Here is a 22,044-nt window from a genome sequence, read left to right as displayed (position 1 = left end):
CGGCGACCTGATCCTGGCCGCGCCGGCCTTGCCCTTCGAGCGGGGCTGCGAGGCCGAGCGCGAGCGTTTCGCGCAACTGGCCGCGGGCCCGCAGGCCCGGGCCCTGCTGCACCTGTTCTTCGCCGAGCGCGCGCTGGCCAAGGCCGCCGATGCGCCCGATGCCGCCACGCGCGCCCGCATCGCCCGCAGGCTGCGCGCCGCGGGCGAGCCCGTGCCGCCCTATGCCGCCTGGACAGAGGCCGCGCGCGCCTGCCTGGCCGAGGGCCTGGCGCCCCGCGCCGAATTCATCGATGTCATCGCCGTCAAGGACTGTGGCTTTCCCGCCCTGTCCGGAGGACCCCTGCACCATGCTGGACCGCATTGAATCCCCCGTCCGCGAGCACGCGGCCGGCTCCCTGAACCCGTTGTTCTCCCCGGCCTCGATCGCCGTGCTGGGAGCCTCGGCCGATCCGCTGAAGATAGGCGGGCGTCCCATCAAGTTCCTGAAGGCGCACGGCTATGGCGGGACCCTGTTGCCGGTGAATCCGAGGGGCGGCGAGGTGCAGGGGCTGCCGGCCCTGCGCAGCGTGGCCGAACTGCCGTGGGGCGTGGACCATGCCGTCGTGGCGCTGCCGGCCTCGGCGGTGCTGGAGGCCGCGCAGGCCTGCGCCGACCGCGGGGTGAAGGCGATGACGGTGTTCAGCGCCGGCTTCGCGGAAGTCGGTCCCGAAGGCGCCGCCATGCAGGCCCGGCTGTCGGCGCTGGCGCGCGAGAGCGGCATGCGCATCATCGGCCCGAACTGCATGGGTGTGATGAACTTCCGCATCGGCATGATCGCCAGCTTCGCCTTCATGGTGGACCTGGGACTGCCGCGCCTGGGCCGCACCGCGCTGGTCAGCCAGAGCGGCGCGTTCGGCGGCCAGGCGCTGGTGATGGCCCGCCGCCGCGGGCTGCCGCTGGGCGCGTGGGTGACCACCGGCAACGAGTGCGACGTCGAGATGGCCGACTGCCTGGCCCACTTCGCGCGCGACGACGAGACCGACGTCATCATGGGCTACATGGAAGGCTGCCGCAGCCCCGACCGGCTGGTGCACGCGCTGGCGCTGGCGCGCGAGCGCGGCAAGCGCGTGGTCATGGTCAAGGCGGGCAGCTCGGACGTGGGCCGGGCGGCGGCGCAGTCGCACACGGGCGCGCTGGCCGGCAACGATCGCGTCTTCGACAGCCTGTTCCGCCAGTACGGCGTGCATCGCGCCGATTCCATCGAGTCCTTCTTCGATGCCGCCTACGCCGCGGGCAGCGGCAAGCGCATCACCGAAGGCCGGGTGGGGGTATTCACGGTGTCGGGGGGCGTGGGCGTGCTGATGGCCGACGTTGCCGAGCACGAGAAGCTGGACATGGTGCCGCTGCCGCAGCCGGCGCAGGATGAACTGCGCGCCATGCTGCCGCTGGCCGCCGTGCGCAATCCGGTGGATGGCACGGCGCAGATCTGGAGCGACATGGCGCTGTTCCGGCGCTTCCTGCGCACGATGCTGCGCGAGGGGCGCTACGAGGCGGTGGTGTTCTTCCTGACCGCGATGCCGTATTCGCCGCCGCTGCAGCAGCCGCTGGCCGAGATCTTCGCGGACCTGCGCCGCGAGTTCCCCGAGCCGGCCCTGGTGTTGTCCATGCTGGCGCCGCAGGCGCTGCAGGACGAACTGGCCGAGCACGGGTACCTGATGATCGAGGATGCGTCCCGCGCGATCCGGGCGCTGTCCGCGCTGCGCGCGCTGTCGCGTCCCAGCCCCGGGCCGGCCGACCTGGCCAGCCTGCCGCGCGTGCCGCATTTCCCCGCGCTGGAGGCGGCCAACGAGCATGCGGCCAAGGAAGTCCTGGCCAGGGTGGGGATTCCCGTGCTGCCCGAGCGGACGGTGGCCGATCCGGACGCGGCCTGCGCGGCCGCGTGGGAGCTGGGCTATCCCGTGGCGCTCAAGGTGCTGTCGCCCGACATCGTGCACAAGAGCGAGGCGGGAGGCGTGGCGCTGGATATCGCCGACGAGGCGGGGCTGCGCGAGGCCTGGGCCGCCATGCGCGAACGCGTCGCACAGGCCGCGCCGCGGGCGCGCATCGACGGCATGCTGCTCGCGCCCATGGCGCCCGACGGCGTGGAAATGATCCTGGGCGTGCAGCGCGATCCCGTGTTCGGCCCGGTGGTGATGGTCGGGATGGGAGGCATCTACGCCGAATTGCTGGACGACGTATCGCTGCGCATCGCGCCGGTCGACGCGGAGGGCGCGATGCGGATGGTGCGCGAGCTCAAGGCCTTTCCGCTGCTGGACGGCGCGCGCGGCCGGCCCCGCGCCGACCTGGACGCGCTGGTCCGCGCCATCGTGCGCCTGTCGGTATTCGCGCACCGGCACGCCGACCGCATCGCGTCCATCGACATCAATCCTTTCCGGGTGTTCGAGGCCGGCCGCGGCGCCGCGGCGCTCGACGCCGTGCTGCTGACCCGCGAACCGGAAGATGGAGGCCACGCGTGAAGACCCTGACCTTCTATTTCTCGCTGCTGTCGCCCTGGGTCTACCTGGCCGGGCCGAGGCTTCACGAACTGGCCGCCGAGACGGACACCCGTATCGTCTATCGCCCCATCGACCTCTTGCGCGTGTTCCGGGAAACCGGCGGCGCGCCGCTGGCGGGCCTGCATCCCTCGCGCCGGGCCTACCGCGGCGTCGAGCGCACGCGCTGGGCGCGGCACCTGGGCATGCCGATCAACGACCAGCCGCGGCATCATCCCGTGGACGAGTCGCTGGCGGCATGTTCCGTCCTGGCCGCCGAGCGCGCGGGGCTGCCCGTTTGGCCGCTGGCGCAGGCCATCCTGGCCGGGGTGTGGGTACGCGACCTGGACATCTCCGACCCGGAGACGCTGGTCCGGATCGCCGACGAGGCCGGCTATCCCGGCCGCGCGCTGGTGGCCGAGGGGGGCGGGCCGTCCTGCCGCGGCCTGTTCGAGGACCATACCCGCGAGGCGCTGGCCAACGGGATATTCGGCGTACCGAGCTTCGTCATCGACGGTGAACTGTTCTTCGGACAGGATCGCCTGGATTTCGTGCGGCGGGCGCTTGTTTGACTAAGGAACCCATCATGAATCCTGCAAGGAAACTATCCGCTTTCATCCTGCTGGCGGCCGGCCTGCTCGGCTGGCAAGGCGCCAGCGCCCAGGCCTACCCGGCCAAGCCCATCCAGTGGATATCGCCGTGGACCGCGGGCGGCGGCAACGACATCCTGTCGCGCGCGCTGGCCGAGCAACTGGCCAGCCGCCTGGGACAGCCCGTGGTCGTGGAGAACCGGCCCGGCGCCACCGGCACCATCGGCACCGCCCAGGTCGCGCGGGCAGCGCCCGACGGCTACACCCTGACGCTGGCCAGCGCCGCCACGCATGCGACGGCCCCGGCCATCTACAGCAAGCTGACCTACGATCCGGTCAAGGACTTCACGCCCATCACGCTGGTGGCGACCGTGGCCAACGTGCTCGTCATCCATCCCTCGGTGCCGGCGCACAACCTGAAGGAACTCATCGCCTACGCCAAGGCCAACCCGAACAAGCTGAACTTCTCGTCGGTGGGCGCGGGTTCCATCCAGCACCTGTCGGGCGTGATGTTCAACCAGCTGGCCGGCGTGCAGACCGCGCACGTGCCGTACAAGGGCACGGCGCCGGCGGTGGTGGACCTGCTGGCCGGCCGCGTGCAGATGGCCTTCGAGAGCCTGCCCACCATGCTGCCCCACATCCGCAGCGGCGCGCTGCGCGCCATCGGGGTGACCACGCCCAAGCGCTCGGCGGTGCTGCCCGAGCTGCCCACGCTGGCCGAGGCGGGCCTGCAGGGCTTCGATGCTTCGCTGTGGTACGCGGTGATGGGGCCGGCCGGCATTCCCCAGCCGGTGGTCAAGGTCCTGCACGATACCGTGGTGGCCAGCCTGCAGTCGCCGGAAGTCATGCGCCGCCTGTCCGAGCAGGGCGCGGAACTGGCGACCAGCTCGCCGCAGGAGCTGGCCGAGTTCGTCCGCAAGGACACCGAGAAGTGGAGCGGCTTCATCAAGCGCGCCGGCGTGACGCTGGATTAGGGCCTGTTCCCGCCCTCGACGTGGGCGCGCAGGTGGCGCAGGTAGGCGTTGACCGCCGGCGTCAACCGGCGCCTGCCCAGCACGCAGATCTCGAGCGCGGTGCGGCCCAGCAGCGGGTCGGACAAGGGTACGCCCACCACCTGGGCGCCGGGTCCCTGCCGGCTCAGGGACAGGCCCAGCAGGATCGCCACGCCGCCCTGGTCGCGCACGAAGGCCTGCATCGCCGCGATCGAACTGGTGACCAGGGCCGGCGCCAGCTCCAGCTTGTCGACGCGGGCCACCGCGTCCAGCAGGTGCCGGATGCCGGTGTCCGGCGGCGGCAGCGCCAGCGGATAGGCCAGCAGCTCGGCCATCGATACCGAGGCCCGTCCGGCCAGGGGATGGCCGGGCCAGACCACCGCGCACAGCGGCGCAGGCAGGCGGACGGCACATTCGACCGCGCTGGCCGCGCGCGGCGACAGGGCGATGCCGATGTCGGCCCGTCCCGCCTCGATGGCCGCCATGATCTGGTCGCTGCCATCCATGGCAAGCTCGAAGGTGATGCCGGGGTACTGCCGGCGGAAGGTCGCGATCGTGGACGCTGCCAGTTCGGCGGCATGGCCCTCTATCGTGCGCAGCTTCACATGCCCCGTGCGCAGTCCCTTGAGCGCGTCCAGTTCCTCCAGCACCAGCTTGCGGTTCTGGCGCAGGCTCTCGACGTAGTTCAGGTAGACCTGGCCCGCCGGCGTCAGGGTCATGTTGCGGCTGTTGCGGTCGAACAGCTTGATCTGCAGTTCCGATTCCAGGCGGCCGATCTGCCGGCTCACGACCGAGGGCGCGAGGTCCAGCCGCTCGGAAGCCTTGCGTATGCCGCCGCACAGGGCGACCTGGTAGAAGCAGTCGAGCTCGTCGCTATGCATGGCCGGTCCGCGCCGGAACGCCGCGCGGCTCAGGGCAGCACATGGACCTGGTCGACGATGTCGGTCGTGAACGCCGACCGGTAATCGACCTTGGGACTCAAGAGCTTCTCGCGCACCATGAATTCATAGGTCTTCTTCCAGCGCGCGTCGGTCATGGTCAGCAGGCCCTGCGTCCTGGCGTCCCCGCCGTCGACCAGCCGCGCGTCGCGCAGCGCCTTGACGCCGTAGTCCAGCAGCGCCTTCGTCATCTGCGGGTTGTCCTTCAGGATCAGCGCGTTGCCGGGGGCGGGATTCTTCAGGTAGCTCTTCCAGCCCTCGGCGCTGGCCTCGACGAAGCGGCGGATCGCGTCCTTCTTCGCATCCAGCCCCGACTTGGTGGCCACGATGGTCTGTGCATACGGGGGGTAGCCGTAGGTGCCCAGCAGGAACACGGTGGGCTTGAAGCCCCCCTGGGTCTCGATGGTGTAGGGCTCGGACGCCAGGTAGCCCTGCACGGCGGAGTTCTTGTCCACCAGGAAGGGCTGGACCGAGAAGGTATAGGGCTTCTTCTGGGCGTCGGTGAAGCCGTACTTGGTCTTGAGCCAGGGCCAGTAGGTGGTTTCGCTGGCCTGGCCGATGTACAGGGTCTTGCCCTTCAAGTCGCCCAGGGTCTTGGGGCCGGGGTGGGAAACCAGGACGGTGGGCGACTGCTGGAAGGTGGTGGCCACCGTGACCAGCGGCAGGCCTTGTTCCACGGCCTTGTAGGTCTGCAGGTCGTCGCCCATGGCGACGTCGTACTGGCCGGCCAGCAGCAGTTGCAGCACGTTGATCTGCGGGCCGCCCATCTTGATGGTGACGTTCAGCCCGTGCTTCTTGTACGTGCCTTCGGTCAGGGCCTGGTAGAAGCCGCCGTGTTCGGCCTGGGCGTACCAGTTCGAGCCGAAGACGAGCTTGTCGGCGGGCGCGGGGGCCTGGGCGTGGGCGTGGGCCTGGAAGGCCAGGGCCAGGGGCAGGGCGGCCAGGAGGCTCGCCATGGGGGTGTTTTTCATATGCCTCGCTCCTTGGATGGTGGCCATTGCCGGGCCGCGTGCAGTACACGCAGTACACGTATTTTCTCGCCGGTCATGTCATAAACCAACACATAGTGCCTGTGTACGACGAGTTCCCGGGTGCCGGCGACACGGCCGGGCCGGCCCACGTCCGGGTGGTCGACCAGGCGGCCGGATTTTTCTTCGAATAGTTCGTCGAGGGCGAGTGCGGCGACAGGGTTGTCGGCCTCGATGTAGTCATAGATCGCTTCACGGTCCCCTATGGCCTCGAACGTCCAATACAGTTGGATCATTCTGGCTGTTCAAGCCGGCGGCGCGTGGCAGCCCGACGGGCTGCGAATCGGGTTTCGACCTCGGCGGCCGGTGCCAGACGACCGCCATTCGCGGAGTCCTGCCCGGCTTTCACTTCGCGGCGGAACCAGGCGTCATGTTCGGCCGCTTCCTGTTGTTGCTGCACGAACTCGCGCATGAAGTCGCGTAGAAGTTGGGCGCCGGTCCGGTCGCGAGCCTTGGCCGCGGTGGCGAAAGCGGTCTTCAGCGACTCATCGACCCTGAACGTAAAGGTTGCTTCGCTCATGGCGTTGCTCCCCGATGTGTTACATGATAAGTACAGGGTAGCACATGAGGCGTGGCGAAAACAGGACCGGCAGATCCTGGATGGCCTACCGCATCTCGTGCCAGCCCCGCAGCACGACGCGCGACAACAGCGTCATCGCCGCGAACAGCACCACGCCGGCCACGGTGATGAGCAGCAGCGCGGCGAACAGGCGGGGGATGTTGATCTGGTAGCCGGCCTGCAGGATCTGGTAGGCCAGGCCGGTTTGCGAGCCGCCGGTGCCGGCGACGAATTCGGCCACGACGGCGCCGATCAGGGCCAGGCCGCAGGCGATGCGCAGGCCGCCGAAGAAGGCCGGCAGGGCCGAGGGCAGGCGCAGCCGCCACAGGATCTGCCAGCGGCTGGCCCGCTTCAGGCGGAAGAAGTCGAGCAGGCCGGGGTCGATGCTGCGCAGTCCCAGCACCGTGTTGCTGATGATGGGGAAGATCGCGACGATGGTGGCGCACAGGGTCAGCGCCACCAGGGTGTGCTTGACCCAGATGATGATGAGCGGCGCGACCGCCACGATGGGCGTGACCTGGAGCAGCACCGCATAGGGGAAGAGGCTGGCTTCGATGACGCGGCTCTGCACGAACAGGAAAGCCAGCAGCACGCCCAGCACGGTGGCGGCCAGCAGCGCGAGGCCGGTGATCTCCAGGGTGACCCAGAGCGAGCCGGACAGCAGGTCCCAGTCCCGCACCAGTGCCTGGGCCACGTCCATCGGTGCGGGCACCAGGTAGACGGGGACGTCGAACGCGCGCACCAGGGCCTGCCACAGCGCGATCACGATCAGCGCGACCACGACGGGGGCGCCCAGGCGCAGCCAGGTGTTCATCGCTGTCCCTCCAGCAGCGCGGCCTGCAGGCGCGCGGCCTGCATGGCGAAGGCGGGCGAGACGCGGAAGGCGGCGTCGCGGGTGGGGGCCTCGATGGGAATGTCGGCCACGATGCGGCCGGGCCGGCGCGACAGGACGATGACGCGGCTCGACAGGTAGACGGCCTCGAAGATGCTGTGGGTCACGAACACCACGGTCAGCTTCTGACGCGCGGCCAGGCCCAGCAGTTCATCGTCCAGGTGCTGGCGGGTGATGTCGTCCAGCGCGCCGAAGGGTTCGTCCATCAGCAGCAGGCTGGGCTCGGTCGCCAGCGCGCGGGCGATGGACACGCGCATGCGCATGCCGCCGGACAGCTCGCTGGGGCGCGCGGTGTCGAAATCGGTCAGCCCCACCCGTTCCAGCGCCTCGCGCACCCGGCCGCGCCGCGCTTGCATGGGCAGACGGCGCGGGCCGCGTTCCAGGTCCAGCGGCAGCCGCACGTTGGCGGCCACCGAGGCCCAGGGCATCAGCGTGGCATCCTGGAACACGTAGGACAGGTCGTCGACGTCGCCGTGCCGCCGCAGGGTGCCGGCGGTGGGCATATCCAGTCCGGCGAAGATGCGCAGCAGGGTCGTCTTGCCGCAGCCGGACGGGCCCAGCAAGGTCACGAACTCGCCCGCGCGCACGGTCAGGTCGATCGGCGACAGGGCGTCCACGCCGTTGGGAAAGCGGCGGGCGACGCCTCGGGCCTCCAGGACCGGCGTGGCGTTCAATGCGTGGCGCCGTCGCGGAAGAAGCGCACGGTGCGTTCGGCCAGGGGTTCGCCGGTCTCGTCGCCGCACGCGCTGGCGGACGAGGGTTGCGGATCGACGTGGTCGAAGGCCGTGTCGCCTTCCGGGTCGGGCACGCCGGTCGGCCGGAGGTTGGCGAAGTCGAACAGGCCGCGGTCGAGCAGGTGCGAGGGCGTCACGCGCGACAGGGCGTTGAAGATGTTCTCGATCCGCCCGGGGAAGGCCCGTTCCCATTCGTCGATCAGGCGGCCGGCTTCCTTGCGCTTGAGGTTTTCCTGCGAGCCGCACAGGTTGCACGGGATGATGGGGAAGGCCTTCCATTGCGCGTAGGCGACCAGGTCGTCTTCCTTGATGTAGGCCAGCGGCCGGATCACCGTGTGGCGGCCGTCGTCCGACACCAGCTTGGGCGGCATGCTCTTCAACTGTCCGCCGTAGAACATGTTCATGAAGAACGTGGCCAGTATGTCGTCGCGGTGGTGGCCCAGCGCGATCTTGGTCGCCTTCAGTTCGTCGGCGACGCGGTACAGGATGCCGCGCCGCAGCCGCGAACAGAGCGAGCACATCGTCTTGCCCTCGGGAATGATGCGGGTGACGATGGAATAGGTGTCCTGGGTCTCGATGTGGAAGGGCACGCCCAGTTCGGTCAGGTAGCGCGGCAGCACGTCGTCCGGGAAGCCGGGCTGCTTCTGGTCGAGGTTGACGGCGACGATGTCGAAGTCGATGGGTGCCCGCTCGCGCAGCTTGAGCAGGATGTCGAGCATGCCGTAGGAGTCCTTGCCGCCCGACAGGCACACCATTACGCGGTCGCCCGCCTCGATCATGTTGAAGTCGCCGATGGCGCGGCCGGCCTCGCGCATCAGCCGTTTTTCCAGCTTGTTGCGCTCGCGTTCCTGCTTGAGCCGCGCGCGGCCCGCGTCGGCGGTATCCGGAAGGGGCGATACGATGGCGTTCATGTCGGCGCTCCATGGCGCTGCGCGCCGTCCCCGGGGGCCCGGGTGGCCGACACCTCGATGCCGACGGCCGCGCAGTCGGCGAAGGCCTGGGGCTTGGCGACGCGCAGTCGCACGTCGCGGATCTCGGGGAATTGGGCCAGCAGCCGCGCGGCCAGCCGGTCGCACAGGGTTTCGATCAGGTTGACGTGGGTGCGCGTGCACTCGTCGATGATGCACTCGCGCAGCCGGCGATAGTCCAGCACTTCCTGGATGCCGTCATGGGCCGGCATGTCCACGCCCTCAAGGTCGATCTCGGCGTCCACGTGCAGGGGCTGGGTGGCGCCGCGTTCGTGGTCCAGTATGCCGATCTGCGCATCGATGGCCAGGCGGTTGAAGAAAATGCGGCGTGTGCCCATGGTTTTACTCAAGTCTGGCCGGCGGCGCCCGCCGGCGGGTTCATCATGCTGAAGTCGCGGTCGAAGCCGACCAGGTGCTGTCCGCCGTCGACCAGCAGCGTCGTGCCGGTGATCGAGCGGTTCTGCGCCGCGAACAGGACCGCCTGGGCGATGTCCTCGGGGCGGCTGGCATGGCCCAGCGGCGACATCGCATGGGTCTGCGCGAACTGCTGGGGCGTCTGCATATGGCTGATCATGGTCAGCCCGGGCGCCACGCCCACCACCCGCACCGCCGGCGCCAGCGCCTGGGCCAGCATGGTCGTGGCGGCTTCCAGGGCGGCCTTGCTCAGCGTGTAGGAGAAGAAGTCCGGGTTGTAGTTCCAGAGCTTCTGGTCCAGCAGGTTGACCACCGCCCCGCGGGCGTCCGGACCGCGCCGCGCCACGTCGGCGGCCAGCGCGCGCGCCAGGATCACGGGCGCTACCAGGTTGGGCAGCAGGTGGGTCTGGAGCAGCCGGGTGTCGAACGAGGCGACGTCGTCGTATTCGAAGGTGGAGGCATTGTTGACCAGCGCGTCCACGCGTCCGAATCCTGTCCGGACGGCGGGGACCAGCGTTTCGGCGGCGGCCGGGTCGGCCAGGTCGCAGGCATGGGCCTCGGCGCGGACGCCCAGGGCCCGCAGGGCGTCGCAGGTTTCCAGCGCGGCGTCGCGCGAGGTCGCATAGTGCACGGCCACGTCCCAGCCAGCGCGGGCGAAGGCCAGCGCGATTTCCCGGCCGATGCGGCGGGCGGCGCCGGTGACCAGGACGACGGGGCGGGAAGAGGAAGGGCGCGCTTCGCGCATGGCGAGTCGGGTCCGGAAAGGCGGCAAAACGGGGATTTTAGCAAGGAGCCGCCTGGCCGCGCTCTCCGCCCGGCCAGGGCCGGGGGAGCAGGCGGGTGGTTTACAGGTTCAGGTCCTCGGCCGCCTGATAGACGGACCAGGGAAGGTATTTGGCCAGGGTTTCCTGCGGTATGTCGGCCACGGGGAAGAAATAGTATTCGCCGCCCAGCAACCGGCCGCTGTCCGGTTGCGCATAGGCCGTCCGCTTGTAAGAGGCCAGCTTGCCCAGGTCGTACAGGCTCAGCTGAAAGCCCCTGCCGCCATCGACGGGCCGGCGGCCCGCGCCCTCGATGGGGTCTCGCAGCACGACGGCGTCGATGGGTACGGCGGGCTGGGACACGCGGCAGAAGCCGGTGCTGTCGGATAGATTGAACTCGTCGGCGAAAGTCTGGAAGTTGAATGCCTTGCCGTAGCGCTCGCGGATGACGGTGGCGAACGAGCTGTTGAGCTCGGCCGCGCTGGGCAGCCGCCAGGAGAACCGGGCGATCAGGTCTTCGCCGATGGCCGCCGACCATCCGGGCGGCATGTCGTCGGGCGAGCACGGATCGACGTAGGTGTTGCGCATCTCCCTGGGCAGGTCGAGATGGCCGGGCAGCCGGAATGCCTGGCTCTGCGCCGCGGGCATCATGGCATCCACCTGGTCGGTGGCCGTGCAGCGGCCAACCCAGGTGAGGCCGTGACGCAGATCGATGAGCTGGCGGCGGCTGCCCAGGTACCGAGGGCGCAGCTTTTCCAGGTTGATGGCGGAGGCTTCCAGCAACTGGTTCAGCCGCAGCACGGTCGCGGCGTTGACCTTCTTGCCGGTGAGCTTCTCGATCGACTCATGGGCATTGATCAGGTAGGCGTAGCACAGGGTGTTCCACTGCTGGAAGTAATCGAGCAGGTCGGTGTATTGCTTCTGGACCAGGGCGGAGTAATAGCGGCCCTTGCCCATGTACTCCATCCAGCGGGTGAGCACGCCGGCATCGAGGAATGAACGCAGGCCGACAAAGCGGTTGTAGGCTTCGACCAGTTGCGCGTCCCGGGCCACCAGGTCGTTGCAGTGCCTGAGCATGTCGGCCGAGTAGTCTTCCAGCGAAATCGCGCCGCGCTCGTAGTTGCCGGAGGTGCGGTTTATCGAGATGGAGATCGCGTCGAAGGCGTTGAATACGCTGCGCACTTCGTCGAAGCTGCGATTGAACTCTGCCTTGTCCAGCCGTTGCAGGATCTGCTGGATGTTGGCGGACAGGTCGCGCAACTGCGCCTTGATTTCCGCCAGGGTTTCCTTGACGGGGTCGGAGGAGGGAAAAAGCTGCTCCAGGATCAGGTCGCCCACGGTGCCGATGATGGGCACGCCGATGGCGCTCGCGCCTTTCTTGACGGCGAAGCCGAGGGCCCACTTGGCGGCCTTGGTCCAGTGGCGGTTGACCAGCTCCTTCAACTCGTCGGGGATGTTTTCGTCGATGAGGTCGTCGTACCGTGGCGTGCCGCCGCATTCGTCCGGCGCCCCGGCCGCCGATCGCGCGGAACGCCGGGCGCCGTAGCCGGACAGCGTGTCGTAGTTCGTGGCGAAGCCGTCGGCGATGCCTTGGGCCATGCCGTCGACGAGCGCGTCGAGGTAGCCTTGCAGCCCCAGGCCCGAAGCCTGGGCGCGCTGCGCGAGCCTGGCCTGGTCCAGCGCGCTGCCCGTCGGGCCGAGGTCCGACAGCAGGATCCAGGCGTCGACGCCGAAGAACTTCTTCATCACGAAATCGATGCCGGCCAGAGACAGGCGGGTGCGCTCGTAAAGCCTGGCCAGGACGGTCGGCAGGAGGTTGACGTCGATCACGGGCTGGATCTTCGTCCCGAAGTTGTATTCGAACCCGTACAGCCGCCCCTGGGCGGTGTCGGCCACGGCCACCAGGAAATTGCGGCCTTCCGCGGTGGACACGAATGTGCCCGCGGCATCGGTGGTGCCGCTGTCCACCAGGATGTCGCGGACGTCGTAGACCTGTACCTGCACGCCGGCTTGCGGGGCATCGCCGATCATGACCGATACCGAGAAGCTCTGGCCCGGCGTGGGCGCGGCCAGCAGGTCGGGATCGATCGCCGGGGATTGGGGCAGCATGTCGAGGCCGTAGCGGTACTCGATCTGGTCGGCCACGATGGCGCCGCTGCCGCCGCAGCCGGACAGCCAAGCCAGCATGCCGCTCGCGGCGGCGGTGTTCAGGAAATGACGTCTATCCATGGGATCTGGTTCGTACGAGGGACGGATCAGCCTATCAGCGCCGCCGCAGGGGCGGGATCCCTACAAGTGGGTATTCGCAAGGCAGTCCGCCGGTTGCGGCGCGCAGTCATGGGAAAATGGCGGCATGAGCAAGCTTCCCGATCTCGACCCCGCGTCCAGCGCCCATTCCCGCCTGGTTGCCGACCATCTTGCCGCGCAGATACGCGGCGCCGGAGGCTGGCTGCCGTTCGATCGATGGATGGAGCAGGCCCTTTATGCGCCCGGCCTGGGCTACTACGCCGCCGGCAGCGCCAAGCTGGCCGAAGGGGGACGGCATCCGTCCGGGGATTTCGTGACCGCGCCCGAGCTGACGCCGCTGTTTGCGCAGACCTTGGCGCGCCAGGTGGCCGAGGTGCTCGAGGCCTGCGGCGGCATCGAGGTATTGGAGTTCGGCGCCGGCACCGGCGCCTTGGCGGCGGGGATGCTGGCGGCGCTGGACGAACTGGGCGTGGCGGCGCGCTACCGCATCGTGGAGGTCTCGGCCGACCTGCGCGATCGCCAGCGCGCCCGGCTGGCCGCCTACGGCGACCGTGTGGCATGGCTCGATGTGCTGCCGGCCGCCTTTACCGGCTGCGTGGTGGCCAACGAGGTGCTCGACGCCATGCCCGTGCGGCTGTTCCGCTGGACCGAAGGCGGCCTGGCGGAGCGCGGCGTGGCCCTGGACGAGAACGCGCGCTTCGTCTGGCGGGACCGCGCCGCGCCGGCCGACCTGGCCGAGGCCGTTTCATCGAGAATGCCGCCGCTGCCGGGCTACGTGTCCGAGATCAACCCGCGGGGCGAGGCCTTCGTGCGCGGCATGGGGGCGTGGCTGCGGGCGGGCGCGGCGCTGCTGATCGACTATGGCTTCTCGCGCGCCGAGTACTACCACCCGCAGCGCATGGAGGGCACGCTGATGTGCCACCTGCGGCACGTGGCGCACGCCGATCCGCTCGTCGCCGTGGGCGTGCAGGACATCACCGCCCACGTCGATTTCACCGCCATGGCCGAGGCGGCGGCCGAGGGCGGGCTGGAGGTGCTGGGCTATGCCTCGCAGGCCGGCTTCCTGATGAACGCCGGGTTGATGGAGCTGCTGTCGCGCTTGGATCCGGCGGACGCGGCCGCCTATGCGCAGGCGGTGGCGCCGGTGCAGAAACTGCTGTCGCCGGCCGAGATGGGCGAGCTGTTCAAGGTGCTGGCCGTGGGCAGCGGCCTGGACCGGCCGCTGTCGGGCTTCGGCCGGGGCGACCGCAGCCATACGCTCTAGAGCCCGTGCGGGCGCCTTTTAGCGTGAACAGGCCCTAGGAGGCGGTCGCCAGGCCCAGGCGGCGTGCCGTGTCCATGATGGCGCGCGCGCGGCGGATGAAGGGCGCGTCCACCATGCGGCCGTCCACCGTGAAGGCGCCCAGGCCGGCGCGCGCGGCGTCCTGCTCGGCCTGCAGTACCCGTGCCGCGTGCCGGACTTCCTCGTCCGTGGGCCGGAACGCCTCGTTGGCCATCGCCACCTGGCTGGGGTGGATGCAGCTCTTGCTCACGTAGCCCAGCCGCCGGGCCATGTGCGCCTCGGCCAGGTAGCCCGCGCGGTCGGCGATGTCGGCATAGGCGCCGTCGCAGGCCCAGACGCCGGCCCGGCCGGCGGCCAGCCGTATGGCCAGCAGGACGTGGTGCACGGCGGCGCTGTCGCGCCGGTCGACGCCCAGGTCTTCGAACAGGTCGCCCAGCCCGACCTGCAGGCCCGCCACGCGCGGATGGGAGCCGGCGAGTTCCGCGGCCCGAGCCAGGGCCTCGGGCGTCTCGATGTTGACCAGGATGCCGATCGGCCGGGCAATGCCCCGCGCGCGCTCGATCTCGTCCAGCCGCTGCGCCGTGGCCTGGATGGCTCGGGGGGATTCGGCCTTGGGCAGGTTGACCAGGTCCAGCGCCGGCAGCGCCACCGCGTCCAGGTCGGCGCCGAAATGCGGCGTATTCCAGGCATTGATGCGCACGACCATGCGCTTGCCGGTGCCGGCGGCCGACGACGCGAGAAAGGCAGCGACGGCCGCGCGCGCCTCGTGCTTGCGATCGGGCTGCACCGAGTCCTCCAGGTCGAAGGACAGCGCATCGGCGTCGCCGGCCAGGGCCTTGGCGAAAAGTTCGGGGCGGGAGCCGGGAACGAAGAGTTTGCTGCGCATGGCGGGTCTCTTGAAGGCGGGACCGTCAACGGTCCTCGTTTTCCTGGTGCACGGCGCCGTCCCGCACCAGTGCCTGGTAGCGCCCGTCGTCCACGCCCAGCGCGGCCAGCACCTCGCGGTTGTGCTGGCCGATGGCCGGAGCCGGTGTGCGGATCGCGCCGGGCGTGCCGCTCATGCGCGGCACCACGTGATGCATGGGGAAGGCGCCCATATCGGGATCGGGATAGTCGGCCAGGATCTCGCGGTCGACGAAGTGCGGATCGTCCACGATCTGCGAGATGTCGTAGATGGGGCCGATGGTGACCTGCGCCTCTTCGAAGAAGCGGACGTTCTCGGCCTGCGTGCGCCGTGCGATGAAGGCGCCGATGATGGCGTCGAGTTCCTCGGCGTGGCGCACGCGGTCGGCGTTGGTACGGTAGCGGGGATCCTCGACCAGGTCGGGCCGGCCGATGGAGACGAACAGGCGTTCGGCCATCTTCTGGGTCGAGGCCGACAGGCCCACGTACAGGCCGTCCTTGCAGCGATAGGCGTTGCGCGGACCGGAATTGGTGGACCGGCTGCCGGTGCGCGGCTTGATGCGTCCGGTCAGGCGGTAATTGGCGGCCTGCGGGCCCAGCACCGCGAACAGCGGGTCGAGCAGGGGCAGGTCGATCACCTGCCCTTGCCCGCCGTTGACCTCGACCTCGCGCAGCGCGATCAGCAGCCCCGCCACGCCGTACAGCCCGGCCACCGTGTCGGCCAGGTACATGGGCGGCAGCACCGGCTCGCGGTCGGCGAAACCGTTCATGGCGGCGAAGCCCGAGATGCCCTCGACCAGGGTGCCGAAGCCGGGGCGGCCGCGATAGGGGCCGGTCTGGCCCCAGCCCGAGATGCGCACCACGACCAGGCGCGGATTGCGCGCCAGCAGCACGTCGGGTGCGAGGCCCATGGCTTCCAGCACGCCGGGCTTGAAGCTCTCGACCAGCACCGCGGCCTTTTCCGCCAGCTCCAGCAGCAGCTCGCGCGCCGCCGGCTGGCGCAGGTCCAGGCCCAGGCTTTTCTTGTTGCGCGCGTACAGCTTCCAGTTGGTGTCCACGTCCTGGGTGCGCCAGGCGCGCAGCGTGTCGCCGTCCGGGCTTTCCACCTTGACCACGTCGGCGCCGAAGTCCGCCAGCACCTGGGTGAGCGTATTGCCCGCCACCAGCCGCGACAGGTCCAGGATGCGCACGTCCGACAGCGGGCCGCCGGCGTCGGGCTCGTAACCGCGTTGTTTCAACGATGCCATCACTCCGCCTTGATGTTCGCCTGCCGGGCGACGCGCCGCCATTGCTCGATGTCGCCCCGCAACTGGGCGCCGAATGCGTCCGGCGTCTTGGGGTCGGGCTCGGCGCCTTCGCGCAGCAGCAGGTCCTTGATCTCGTCCAGGCCCAGGATACGATTGATCTCGGTGTTCAGGCGAGCCACGACGGAGGCCGGCGTGCCGGCGGGAGCCAGGATGCCCCACCACAGGCCCGATTCGTAGCCCGGCGCGCCGTTGGCGGCCAGCGGCGCAAGCCCGGGCGCGACCGCCGAAGGCGTGGCGCTGGTCACGCCCAGCGCGCGTACCTTGCCCGCCTTCACGGTGGGCAGGATGGACGGTCCGCTGGCGATCAGCACCTGGATATGCCCGCCGATCAGGTCGTTGATGGCCGGCGCCATGCCCTTGTAGGGAACGTGCGTCATCTGCACGCCCGCCACCTGGGCGTACTGGTGGGTGGCGAAGTGATTGATGCTGCCCACGCCCGAGCTGGCGTAGTTCAGCTTGCCGGGCTGGTTTTTCGCCAACGCGAGCAGGTCCTGCGGCGTCTTGACCGGCAGTTCGTTGTTCACCGTCAGGATCATCGGCCCCTTGGCCACCATGGCGACCGGCGCGAACGCGTGCACCGCATCGAACGGCAGGCTGGTCTGGATGGCCGCATTGGTCGTATAGGTGGACGACACGAACAGCAGCGTGTAGCCGTCCGGCTGCGCGCGCGCCGCCAACCCCGCCCCCACGCTGCCGCCCGCGCCGGCCTTGTTGTCCACCACCACCGGCTGGCCCAGCGCATCGCCCAGGCGCTTGCCGATCGCACGGGCGAACACGTCATTGGAGCCGCCGGGCGGGTTGGGCACGATCAGCGTGATCGGGCGGGACGGGAAGGCTTCCTGGGCCAGGACCTGCGCCGGCCCGGCGCAGCAGGCCAGTGCCACGGCCAGGCAGGCGGCGCGGCGGCCGGGACGGCAAAGGAGCGAGACAGGGGCGGGCGGGACGATCTTCACGGGTGTCTCCAGTCATGGTTATCCGACGGATTCTAGACACTCGATAAACTACGAAAAGCGATTTTTCGTGATGCGTCAGTTTAGGAAATCTGATGAAACTGGAATTCCTGCAGACCCTTTGCGCCGTCCTGCGCCGGGGCACCTTCGCGGCCGCGGCCGAGGAAGTGAACCTGACTCCCGGCGCGGTCAGCCAGCACATCAAGTACCTGGAGCAGCATTTCGGGCAGCCTCTGTTCGACCGCGCGGCGCGCCAGGCGCGTCCGACGCCGTTCGCCCACGAACTCGCGGCGCTGGTCCAGGGCACGCTGGAGTCGCTGGAGGCCCTGCGCGCGCGGCGCCAGACCCGGGTGTCCGGCAAGGTCACGCTGGGAACCATAGACTCCATCCAGGCCACCTTGCTGCCCATGGCGATGAAAGTGCTGCAATCGGACTATCCCGAACTGGACGTGCACCTGGCCCGCGGCCGCTCGGAGCGGCTGCTGGGCGAACTGCGGGACGGCACCATCGATGCCGCGGTGCTGGTGCGGCCGCAGTCGGGCGGATCGAGCCGGCTGCACTGGCAGACGCTGATGCACGAGGCCATGGTGCTGGTGGCTCCGCCCGAGGCGCGCGGCGACACGGTCGAGCAACTGCTGCGCGGCCACGACTGGATACGTTTCGACAAGACTTCCACCGGTGGCCGCATCGCCGCGCAGTATGTGCGCCGGCTGCATCCGCGCATGAAAAGCCGCATCGACCTGCTGTCCAGCCACGCCATCATCGCGATGGTCTCGGCGGGGCTGGGCGTCTCCATCATTCCGCAGCCCTACGACCCGCTGCGCAAGGCCTATCGCTTCCGCGAACTGCCGCTGGGGCGCGGCGGGCCCCGTCGCCAGATCGCCTTCGTCTGCCGCCGCGCAGATGTCGACAGGCCGGCGCTGGCCGTGCTGCGCGCGGCGTTCGAACGGGTGGCGGTCCAGGCCAGGGACGCGGCGGCCGCCTAGACGGGATGCGGCAGCGCCGCGGGCGCCGGCAGGTAGCGCGGCTCTTCGCCCGCCGCATGCACCGGCCGGTAGCGCAGATGGCGGTCATGCCAGCGCGCGACCGTGCTGCGATGGGCGATGCTGACGATGGCCGCGCGCGGCAGGCGTTCGACCAGCAGGGCATACATGGCGGCCTCGGTTTCCTCGTCCAGCGCCGAGGTCGCCTCGTCCAGGAACAGGAAGTCGGGCCGTTGCAGGATGGCGCGGGCGAAGGCCAGGCGCTGTTGTTCGCCCGGCGACAGCCGCATCCCCCAGTTGTCGCGCCGCTGCAGCTGGCCGGCCAGCCGCTCCAGCCGGCAGTCGCGCAGCAGGGCGGCCAGGGTGGCGTCGTCGTGGGTGCCCGGCGGCGAGGGGTAGTCCAGCGCGGCGGCAAGCGTGCCGCTGGGGACGTAGCTGCGCTGTGGCAGGAACAGGGTGCGCGCATCGGCGGGGCGTTCGATGGCGCCTCGGCCGTAGGGCCAGATGCCCGCCATGGCGCGGAACAGCACGCTCTTGCCCGCGCCCGACGGACCGGTCACCAGCAACCGTTCGCCCGGCCGCACGGTCATCGAGAACGGCTCGGTCAACGGCCGCCGCTCGTTCCGGCCGGGAAGGGCCAGCACCAGTCCGGCGGCGGTGATGGCGCCAGGCGCCGGCGTGCGGTCCCGTTCGAGCAGCGCGATGCCGCGCAGGCCGTCGCGCGCCGCGTGCTCGGCCTCGGCCGCCCCCAGCGCGGACTGGAAGTCCAGCAGGCGGTTGGCGGCGGCCTGCCAGCCCACCAGCGAGGCATAGCCGTCCACGAACCACGACAGCGCGCCCTGCACCTGGCCGAACGCCGAGGCGATCTGCATCAGCACGCCCAGCGTGATGGCGCCGGAGAAATAATGCGGGGCGGCCACGATCAGCGGAAAGACGATCGCCACCTGCCCATAGCCGGAGTTCACGAACACCAGCCGGCGCGTGTAGATCATCAGCCAGCGCCAGTTCTCGCGAATATGGTCGAAGGATGCGCGCAGTCCCGCGCGTTCGGCGGGCTCTCCGCCATACAGCGCGATGCCCTCGGCGTTCTCGCGCAGCCGCATCAGCGCGTAGCGGAAGTCGGCCTCGGTCTGTTCCTGGCGAAAGCTCAGGCCGATCAGCGGCTTGCCTATCCTGTGGGTCAGCCACGACCCCGCCACGGCATACAGCACGGCGAACCACACCATGTAGCCCGGTATGGCGACGGTCCGGCCGCCCAGCGCGAACACCAGCGGCCCCGATAGGGTCCACAGCAGCGTGACGAAGGACAGCAGCGTCACCACCGAGTTGAGCAGTCCCAGCGACAGCGTCAGGCTGGTGCTGGCCAGGGTGCGCAGGTCTTCGGCCAGGCGCTGGTCGGGGTTATCGGCGCCGTGCGACTGCTCCACCCGGTAGTAGGCCTGTCCCGAGGTCCAGCGCTGCAGCCATTCGCCGGTCAGCCAGGTGCGCCAGCGCATCTCCAGCATCATGGTGTAGAACTGCTTCATGATGGCGATGACGATGAATGCCGCCGCGATCGCGCAGAAGTGCGCCAGTTGCAGCTTGAACGCGGCGAAGTCGCGCGCTTCCAGGGCGTTGTAGAAGACGCGGTTCCAGTTGGTCAGCCAGACGTTGGCGGCCACCAGGGCCAGGTTCAGGCCGACGACCAGCGCCAGCAGGCCGAGCGCCGCCTTGCGGTCGTCGGACACCCAGTAGGGCTTGAGCAGCCGCCAGGTGGCGCCCAGGCGCAACTGGCCGCGGATGTCGCGGGGAGCGGGGCCGGTGTCTGCGGCCGGGTCGTCGGGGCGGGGCGGGGCGAGGGACATGGCGGACATCCACGTGGCAACGGTGCCACGTTAGCCACGCTGCCTTAAGTGCCGCTTAAGGCGGCCAGCCGGGCGGACCGCACGGCCTCGCGGATGCCGCCGGGCCGGTCCGCATGCCGGGCGGCGATGGCGCCGGCATCGACTCCCCTGACCGTGTCCCGCCACGCCGTCCATTGCGCCACGTCCACCGGCATCCGCCGTTGCGCGGCCGCCAGCAGTTGCTCGAAACGCTCGGGCTTGCGCAGGGCGTCCGCGCGTTCCAGCAGGGCCAGCACGCGTTCGGGGTCCCGGCCCGCGCGCGGCAGCTCGGCCAGGGCCAGTTGCAGCAGGCGCGCCATGTCGTTGCAGTCGTTCGAGGCGCGCAGCCGCTTGCCCAATCCGGCCGGGTCGGCGCTGTCGGAGCAGAGCAGCGCGTAGCGCGAGGCCAACGGCAGCCCCGCATCGGCGGCCTGGTCCAGCACGGCCAGCAGTCGGCCGTCCACCGCCAGGCCGGGCGCGACACGCGGCAGCGCGTCGGTGTCGGCCAGCACCTGCAGCATGCGGGAGGGCCGCTCCTGCATCAGGCCGCGCGACAGCTCGCGCCAGACACGTTCGGGCACCAGGGCATCGACCTCGCCCTCGGCCGCCATGCGGCGGCACAGTTCCAGGGTCTCGGGCGCCACCGCAAAGTCGTGGAAGCGCGCCGCGAAGCGGGCCAGCCGCAGGATGCGCACGGGGTCTTCGGCGAAGGCCGGGCCGACGTGGCGAAAGCGCCGGGCGCGCAGGTCGTCCCGGCCGCCGTAGGGATCGATCAGGCGGCCATCGGGGGCCTGGGCGATGGCGTTGATGGTCAGGTCGCGCCGGCCCAGGTCGTCCTCCAGCGTGACCTCGGGGCCGGTATGGAAGGTGAAGCCCTTGTAGCCGCGTCCCGACTTGCGCTCGGTGCGGGCCAGCGCGTATTCCTCGCGCGTGGCGGGATGCAGGAAGACGGGAAAATCGCCGCCCACGGGTACGAAGCCGCGGGCCGACATCTGTTCCGGCGTGGCGCCCACCACCACCCAGTCGCGGTCGCCCGCGGGCAGGCCCAGCAGCGCATCGCGTACCGCGCCGCCCACGACGAAGACCGCCAGTCCGTCGGTGGCCGGGTCGGGACCCGGCGCCGGCCGGGCGAGGTCAGCGTCGGCCATGGCGCATGCGGAACATGTCGAAGCGGGTGTGTTCGCCCTGCCCGAGGTAGTCGGGCGCCAGCGCCTCCAGCGAGCTGGGATGGATGCCCAGTTCCGGCGCCAGCGGCCCGTCCAGGACCGCGTCCCGCGTCAGGGTATCGAGATTGTCGCGCGTGATCAGAGGCGAGCCGGGCAGCATTTCCATGGCGGCGGCCTGCAGCTTGCCCAGGCCCATGGGCAGCGGCAGCACGCGGCGGGGATGGCCGCTCCAGGCGGCGGCCTTCTCGACCAGTTCCCGCAGCGTATAGGCTTGCGGTCCGGCCACGGCATAGGTCTTGCCGTAGGTACGGTGATCGCCCAGCGCGTTGACCATGGCCTCGGTCAGGTCGCCCACGTAGATGGGCTGCAGGCGCGCCGATGCGCCCGCCACCGGCAGCACCGGGAAGCAGCGCGCCAGCGCGGCGAAGGTATTGAGGAAGCGATCGTCGGGTCCGAACACCACCGACGGCCGGAAGATGGTCAGCGCGCCCTCGGGCCAGGCATCGAACACACGGCGCACGGCGGCCTCGCCGTCGCCCTTGGAGCGCTGGTACATGCTGGCGCCGTGGGAATCGGCGCCCAGCGCGCTCATGTGCAGCATGCGGGTCACGCCATGCGCCACGCAGGTGCGGGCCAGGCGTTCCGGCAACTCGACGTGCAGCTTGCGGAAGGTCTGGCCGTAGGGCGTGCCGCGGTCGCCGTGCAGCGTGCCGACCAGGTTGATGACGGCGTCGCGCCCCTGCACCAGGCGGTTCAGCGTGGCGTCGTCGGACAGGTCGGCCAGGGCGATGTCCACCGTGGGCAGCGGCAGCAGGTGGCGGGCGCTCATGTAGCGGCGGGTCGGGACCAGCAGCTTGCGGCCCTGGGCCGCCAGGCGGGCGACCAGGTGGCTGCCGATGAAGCCCGAACCGCCTAGCACGAGTATGCGAGGGTAGATCATGGTCATGGCGTGCGCTTC

21 protein-coding genes and 1 pseudogene are annotated in these 22,044 nt (G+C 70.0%); 6 read left to right on the top strand and 16 right to left on the bottom strand.

Annotated features, from left to right (window positions below):
• From CDO46_RS28365 to CDO46_RS12220, 4 genes and pseudogenes are all read left to right on the top strand, one after another.
• Nucleotides 1–364, top strand: a pseudogene (locus CDO46_RS28365) (hypothetical protein); the annotation flags it as partial.
• Entirely contained in the window at nucleotides 348–2,495 is a 2,148-nt protein-coding gene (locus CDO46_RS12230; RefSeq protein WP_087838740.1) for an acetate--CoA ligase family protein, read from the top strand. The pseudogene CDO46_RS28365 and the gene CDO46_RS12230, both read left to right, overlap by 17 nt.
• The gene (locus tag CDO46_RS28360) at nucleotides 2,492–3,082 is read left to right on the top strand and encodes a 2-hydroxychromene-2-carboxylate isomerase (RefSeq protein WP_165963124.1); all 591 of its coding nucleotides are present in this window, start codon (nucleotides 2,492–2,494) and stop codon (nucleotides 3,080–3,082) included. The genes CDO46_RS12230 and CDO46_RS28360 overlap by 4 nt, the downstream gene beginning before the upstream one ends.
• A 14-nt stretch (nucleotides 3,083–3,096) precedes the next feature.
• Complete coding sequence (locus CDO46_RS12220) at nucleotides 3,097–4,074, top strand: tripartite tricarboxylate transporter substrate binding protein (protein ID WP_087838739.1); 978 nt, start codon at nucleotides 3,097–3,099, stop codon at nucleotides 4,072–4,074.
• On the opposite strand, the gene CDO46_RS12215 is transcribed toward CDO46_RS12220, so the two are convergent.
• From CDO46_RS12215 to CDO46_RS12170, 10 genes are all read right to left on the bottom strand, one after another.
• Nucleotides 4,071–4,973 (bottom strand): LysR substrate-binding domain-containing protein, encoded by a 903-nt coding sequence (locus tag CDO46_RS12215; RefSeq protein ID WP_087838738.1) that lies wholly within the window; start codon nucleotides 4,971–4,973, stop codon nucleotides 4,071–4,073. The two genes, CDO46_RS12220 and CDO46_RS12215, sit on opposite strands and share 4 nt — an antisense overlap.
• A 29-nt stretch (nucleotides 4,974–5,002) precedes the next feature.
• On the bottom strand, nucleotides 5,003–6,001 hold the full coding sequence (locus CDO46_RS12210; protein WP_087838737.1) for an ABC transporter substrate-binding protein: 999 nt from the start codon (nucleotides 5,999–6,001) through the stop codon (nucleotides 5,003–5,005).
• Nucleotides 5,998–6,294, bottom strand: a complete 297-nt coding sequence (locus CDO46_RS12205; protein ID WP_217896308.1) for a type II toxin-antitoxin system RelE/ParE family toxin — start codon at nucleotides 6,292–6,294, stop codon at nucleotides 5,998–6,000. The genes CDO46_RS12210 and CDO46_RS12205 overlap by 4 nt, the downstream gene beginning before the upstream one ends.
• Nucleotides 6,291–6,578 carry a CopG family ribbon-helix-helix protein gene (locus CDO46_RS12200; RefSeq protein WP_087838736.1) on the bottom strand — a complete coding sequence of 96 codons (288 nt, stop codon included), beginning with the start codon at nucleotides 6,576–6,578 and terminating at the stop codon, nucleotides 6,291–6,293. Before CDO46_RS12200 ends, CDO46_RS12205 begins: the two co-directional genes overlap by 4 nt.
• Nucleotides 6,579–6,663: 85 nt before the next feature.
• A complete protein-coding gene (locus CDO46_RS12195) occupies nucleotides 6,664–7,431 on the bottom strand; it encodes an ABC transporter permease (protein WP_087838735.1) in 768 nt (255 codons plus the stop codon).
• Nucleotides 7,428–8,183: an ABC transporter ATP-binding protein gene (locus tag CDO46_RS12190; protein ID WP_087838734.1), complete on the bottom strand. Its 756-nt coding sequence runs from the start codon at nucleotides 8,181–8,183 to the stop codon at nucleotides 7,428–7,430. The genes CDO46_RS12195 and CDO46_RS12190 overlap by 4 nt, the downstream gene beginning before the upstream one ends.
• On the bottom strand, nucleotides 8,180–9,154 hold the full coding sequence (ttcA, locus tag CDO46_RS12185) for a tRNA 2-thiocytidine(32) synthetase TtcA (protein WP_087838733.1): 975 nt from the start codon (nucleotides 9,152–9,154) through the stop codon (nucleotides 8,180–8,182). The genes CDO46_RS12190 and ttcA overlap by 4 nt, the downstream gene beginning before the upstream one ends.
• On the bottom strand, nucleotides 9,151–9,549 hold the full coding sequence (folB, locus tag CDO46_RS12180) for a dihydroneopterin aldolase (RefSeq protein ID WP_087838732.1): 399 nt from the start codon (nucleotides 9,547–9,549) through the stop codon (nucleotides 9,151–9,153). The genes ttcA and folB overlap by 4 nt, the downstream gene beginning before the upstream one ends.
• Before the next feature lie 8 nt (nucleotides 9,550–9,557).
• Entirely contained in the window at nucleotides 9,558–10,370 is an 813-nt protein-coding gene (locus CDO46_RS12175; RefSeq protein ID WP_087838730.1) for an SDR family oxidoreductase, read from the bottom strand.
• Between the two features lie 100 nt (nucleotides 10,371–10,470).
• Nucleotides 10,471–12,615, bottom strand: coding sequence for a hypothetical protein (locus tag CDO46_RS12170; protein WP_087838728.1), 2,145 nt, complete (start codon nucleotides 12,613–12,615; stop codon nucleotides 10,471–10,473).
• Nucleotides 12,616–12,739: 124 nt separating this feature from the next.
• Here CDO46_RS12170 and CDO46_RS12165 point away from each other — a divergent pair, with 124 nt between their 5' ends.
• Nucleotides 12,740–13,897 (top strand): class I SAM-dependent methyltransferase, encoded by a 1,158-nt coding sequence (locus CDO46_RS12165; RefSeq protein WP_087838727.1) that lies wholly within the window; start codon nucleotides 12,740–12,742, stop codon nucleotides 13,895–13,897.
• 34 nt (nucleotides 13,898–13,931) lie between these two features.
• Here CDO46_RS12165 and CDO46_RS12160 read toward each other — a convergent pair whose 3' ends face one another.
• Genes CDO46_RS12160 through CDO46_RS12150 form a run of 3 tightly spaced genes read right to left on the bottom strand, consistent with a single transcriptional unit; the run spans nucleotide 13,932 to nucleotide 17,078 of the window.
• Nucleotides 13,932–14,801, bottom strand: coding sequence for a CoA ester lyase (locus tag CDO46_RS12160; protein WP_087838725.1), 870 nt, complete (start codon nucleotides 14,799–14,801; stop codon nucleotides 13,932–13,934).
• Nucleotides 14,802–14,826: 25 nt separating this feature from the next.
• A complete protein-coding gene (locus CDO46_RS12155) occupies nucleotides 14,827–16,065 on the bottom strand; it encodes a CaiB/BaiF CoA-transferase family protein (protein WP_243724482.1) in 1,239 nt (412 codons plus the stop codon).
• Nucleotides 16,065–17,078: a tripartite tricarboxylate transporter substrate binding protein gene (locus tag CDO46_RS12150; protein WP_254914592.1), complete on the bottom strand. Its 1,014-nt coding sequence runs from the start codon at nucleotides 17,076–17,078 to the stop codon at nucleotides 16,065–16,067. The genes CDO46_RS12155 and CDO46_RS12150 overlap by 1 nt, the downstream gene beginning before the upstream one ends.
• A 92-nt stretch (nucleotides 17,079–17,170) precedes the next feature.
• On the opposite strand from CDO46_RS12150, the gene CDO46_RS12145 reads away from it, so the two are divergent.
• A complete protein-coding gene (locus CDO46_RS12145; RefSeq protein ID WP_087838723.1) occupies nucleotides 17,171–18,061 on the top strand; it encodes a LysR family transcriptional regulator in 891 nt (296 codons plus the stop codon).
• Here CDO46_RS12145 and CDO46_RS12140 read toward each other — a convergent pair.
• The 3 genes from CDO46_RS12140 to CDO46_RS12130 are packed head-to-tail and all read right to left on the bottom strand — an operon-like array spanning nucleotide 18,058 to nucleotide 22,032.
• On the bottom strand, nucleotides 18,058–19,902 hold the full coding sequence (locus CDO46_RS12140) for an ABC transporter ATP-binding protein/permease (protein ID WP_087838722.1): 1,845 nt from the start codon (nucleotides 19,900–19,902) through the stop codon (nucleotides 18,058–18,060). The genes CDO46_RS12145 and CDO46_RS12140 overlap by 4 nt on opposite strands.
• Before the next feature lie 44 nt (nucleotides 19,903–19,946).
• Nucleotides 19,947–21,068 (bottom strand): CCA tRNA nucleotidyltransferase, encoded by a 1,122-nt coding sequence (locus CDO46_RS12135; protein ID WP_087838721.1) that lies wholly within the window; start codon nucleotides 21,066–21,068, stop codon nucleotides 19,947–19,949.
• Nucleotides 21,055–22,032, bottom strand: a complete 978-nt coding sequence (locus CDO46_RS12130) for a complex I NDUFA9 subunit family protein (protein ID WP_176400720.1) — start codon at nucleotides 22,030–22,032, stop codon at nucleotides 21,055–21,057. Before CDO46_RS12130 ends, CDO46_RS12135 begins: the two co-directional genes overlap by 14 nt.
• Nucleotides 22,033–22,044 lie beyond the last annotated feature (12 nt).

Origin of the sequence: Pigmentiphaga sp. NML030171 (genome assembly GCF_002188635.1) — a bacterium.
GTDB classification, from domain to species: Bacteria; Pseudomonadota; Gammaproteobacteria; order Burkholderiales; family Burkholderiaceae_B; genus Pigmentiphaga; species Pigmentiphaga daeguensis.
Note: the sequence above shows the minus strand (reverse complement) of the source record. Positions and strands in the feature narration are given on the sequence as shown.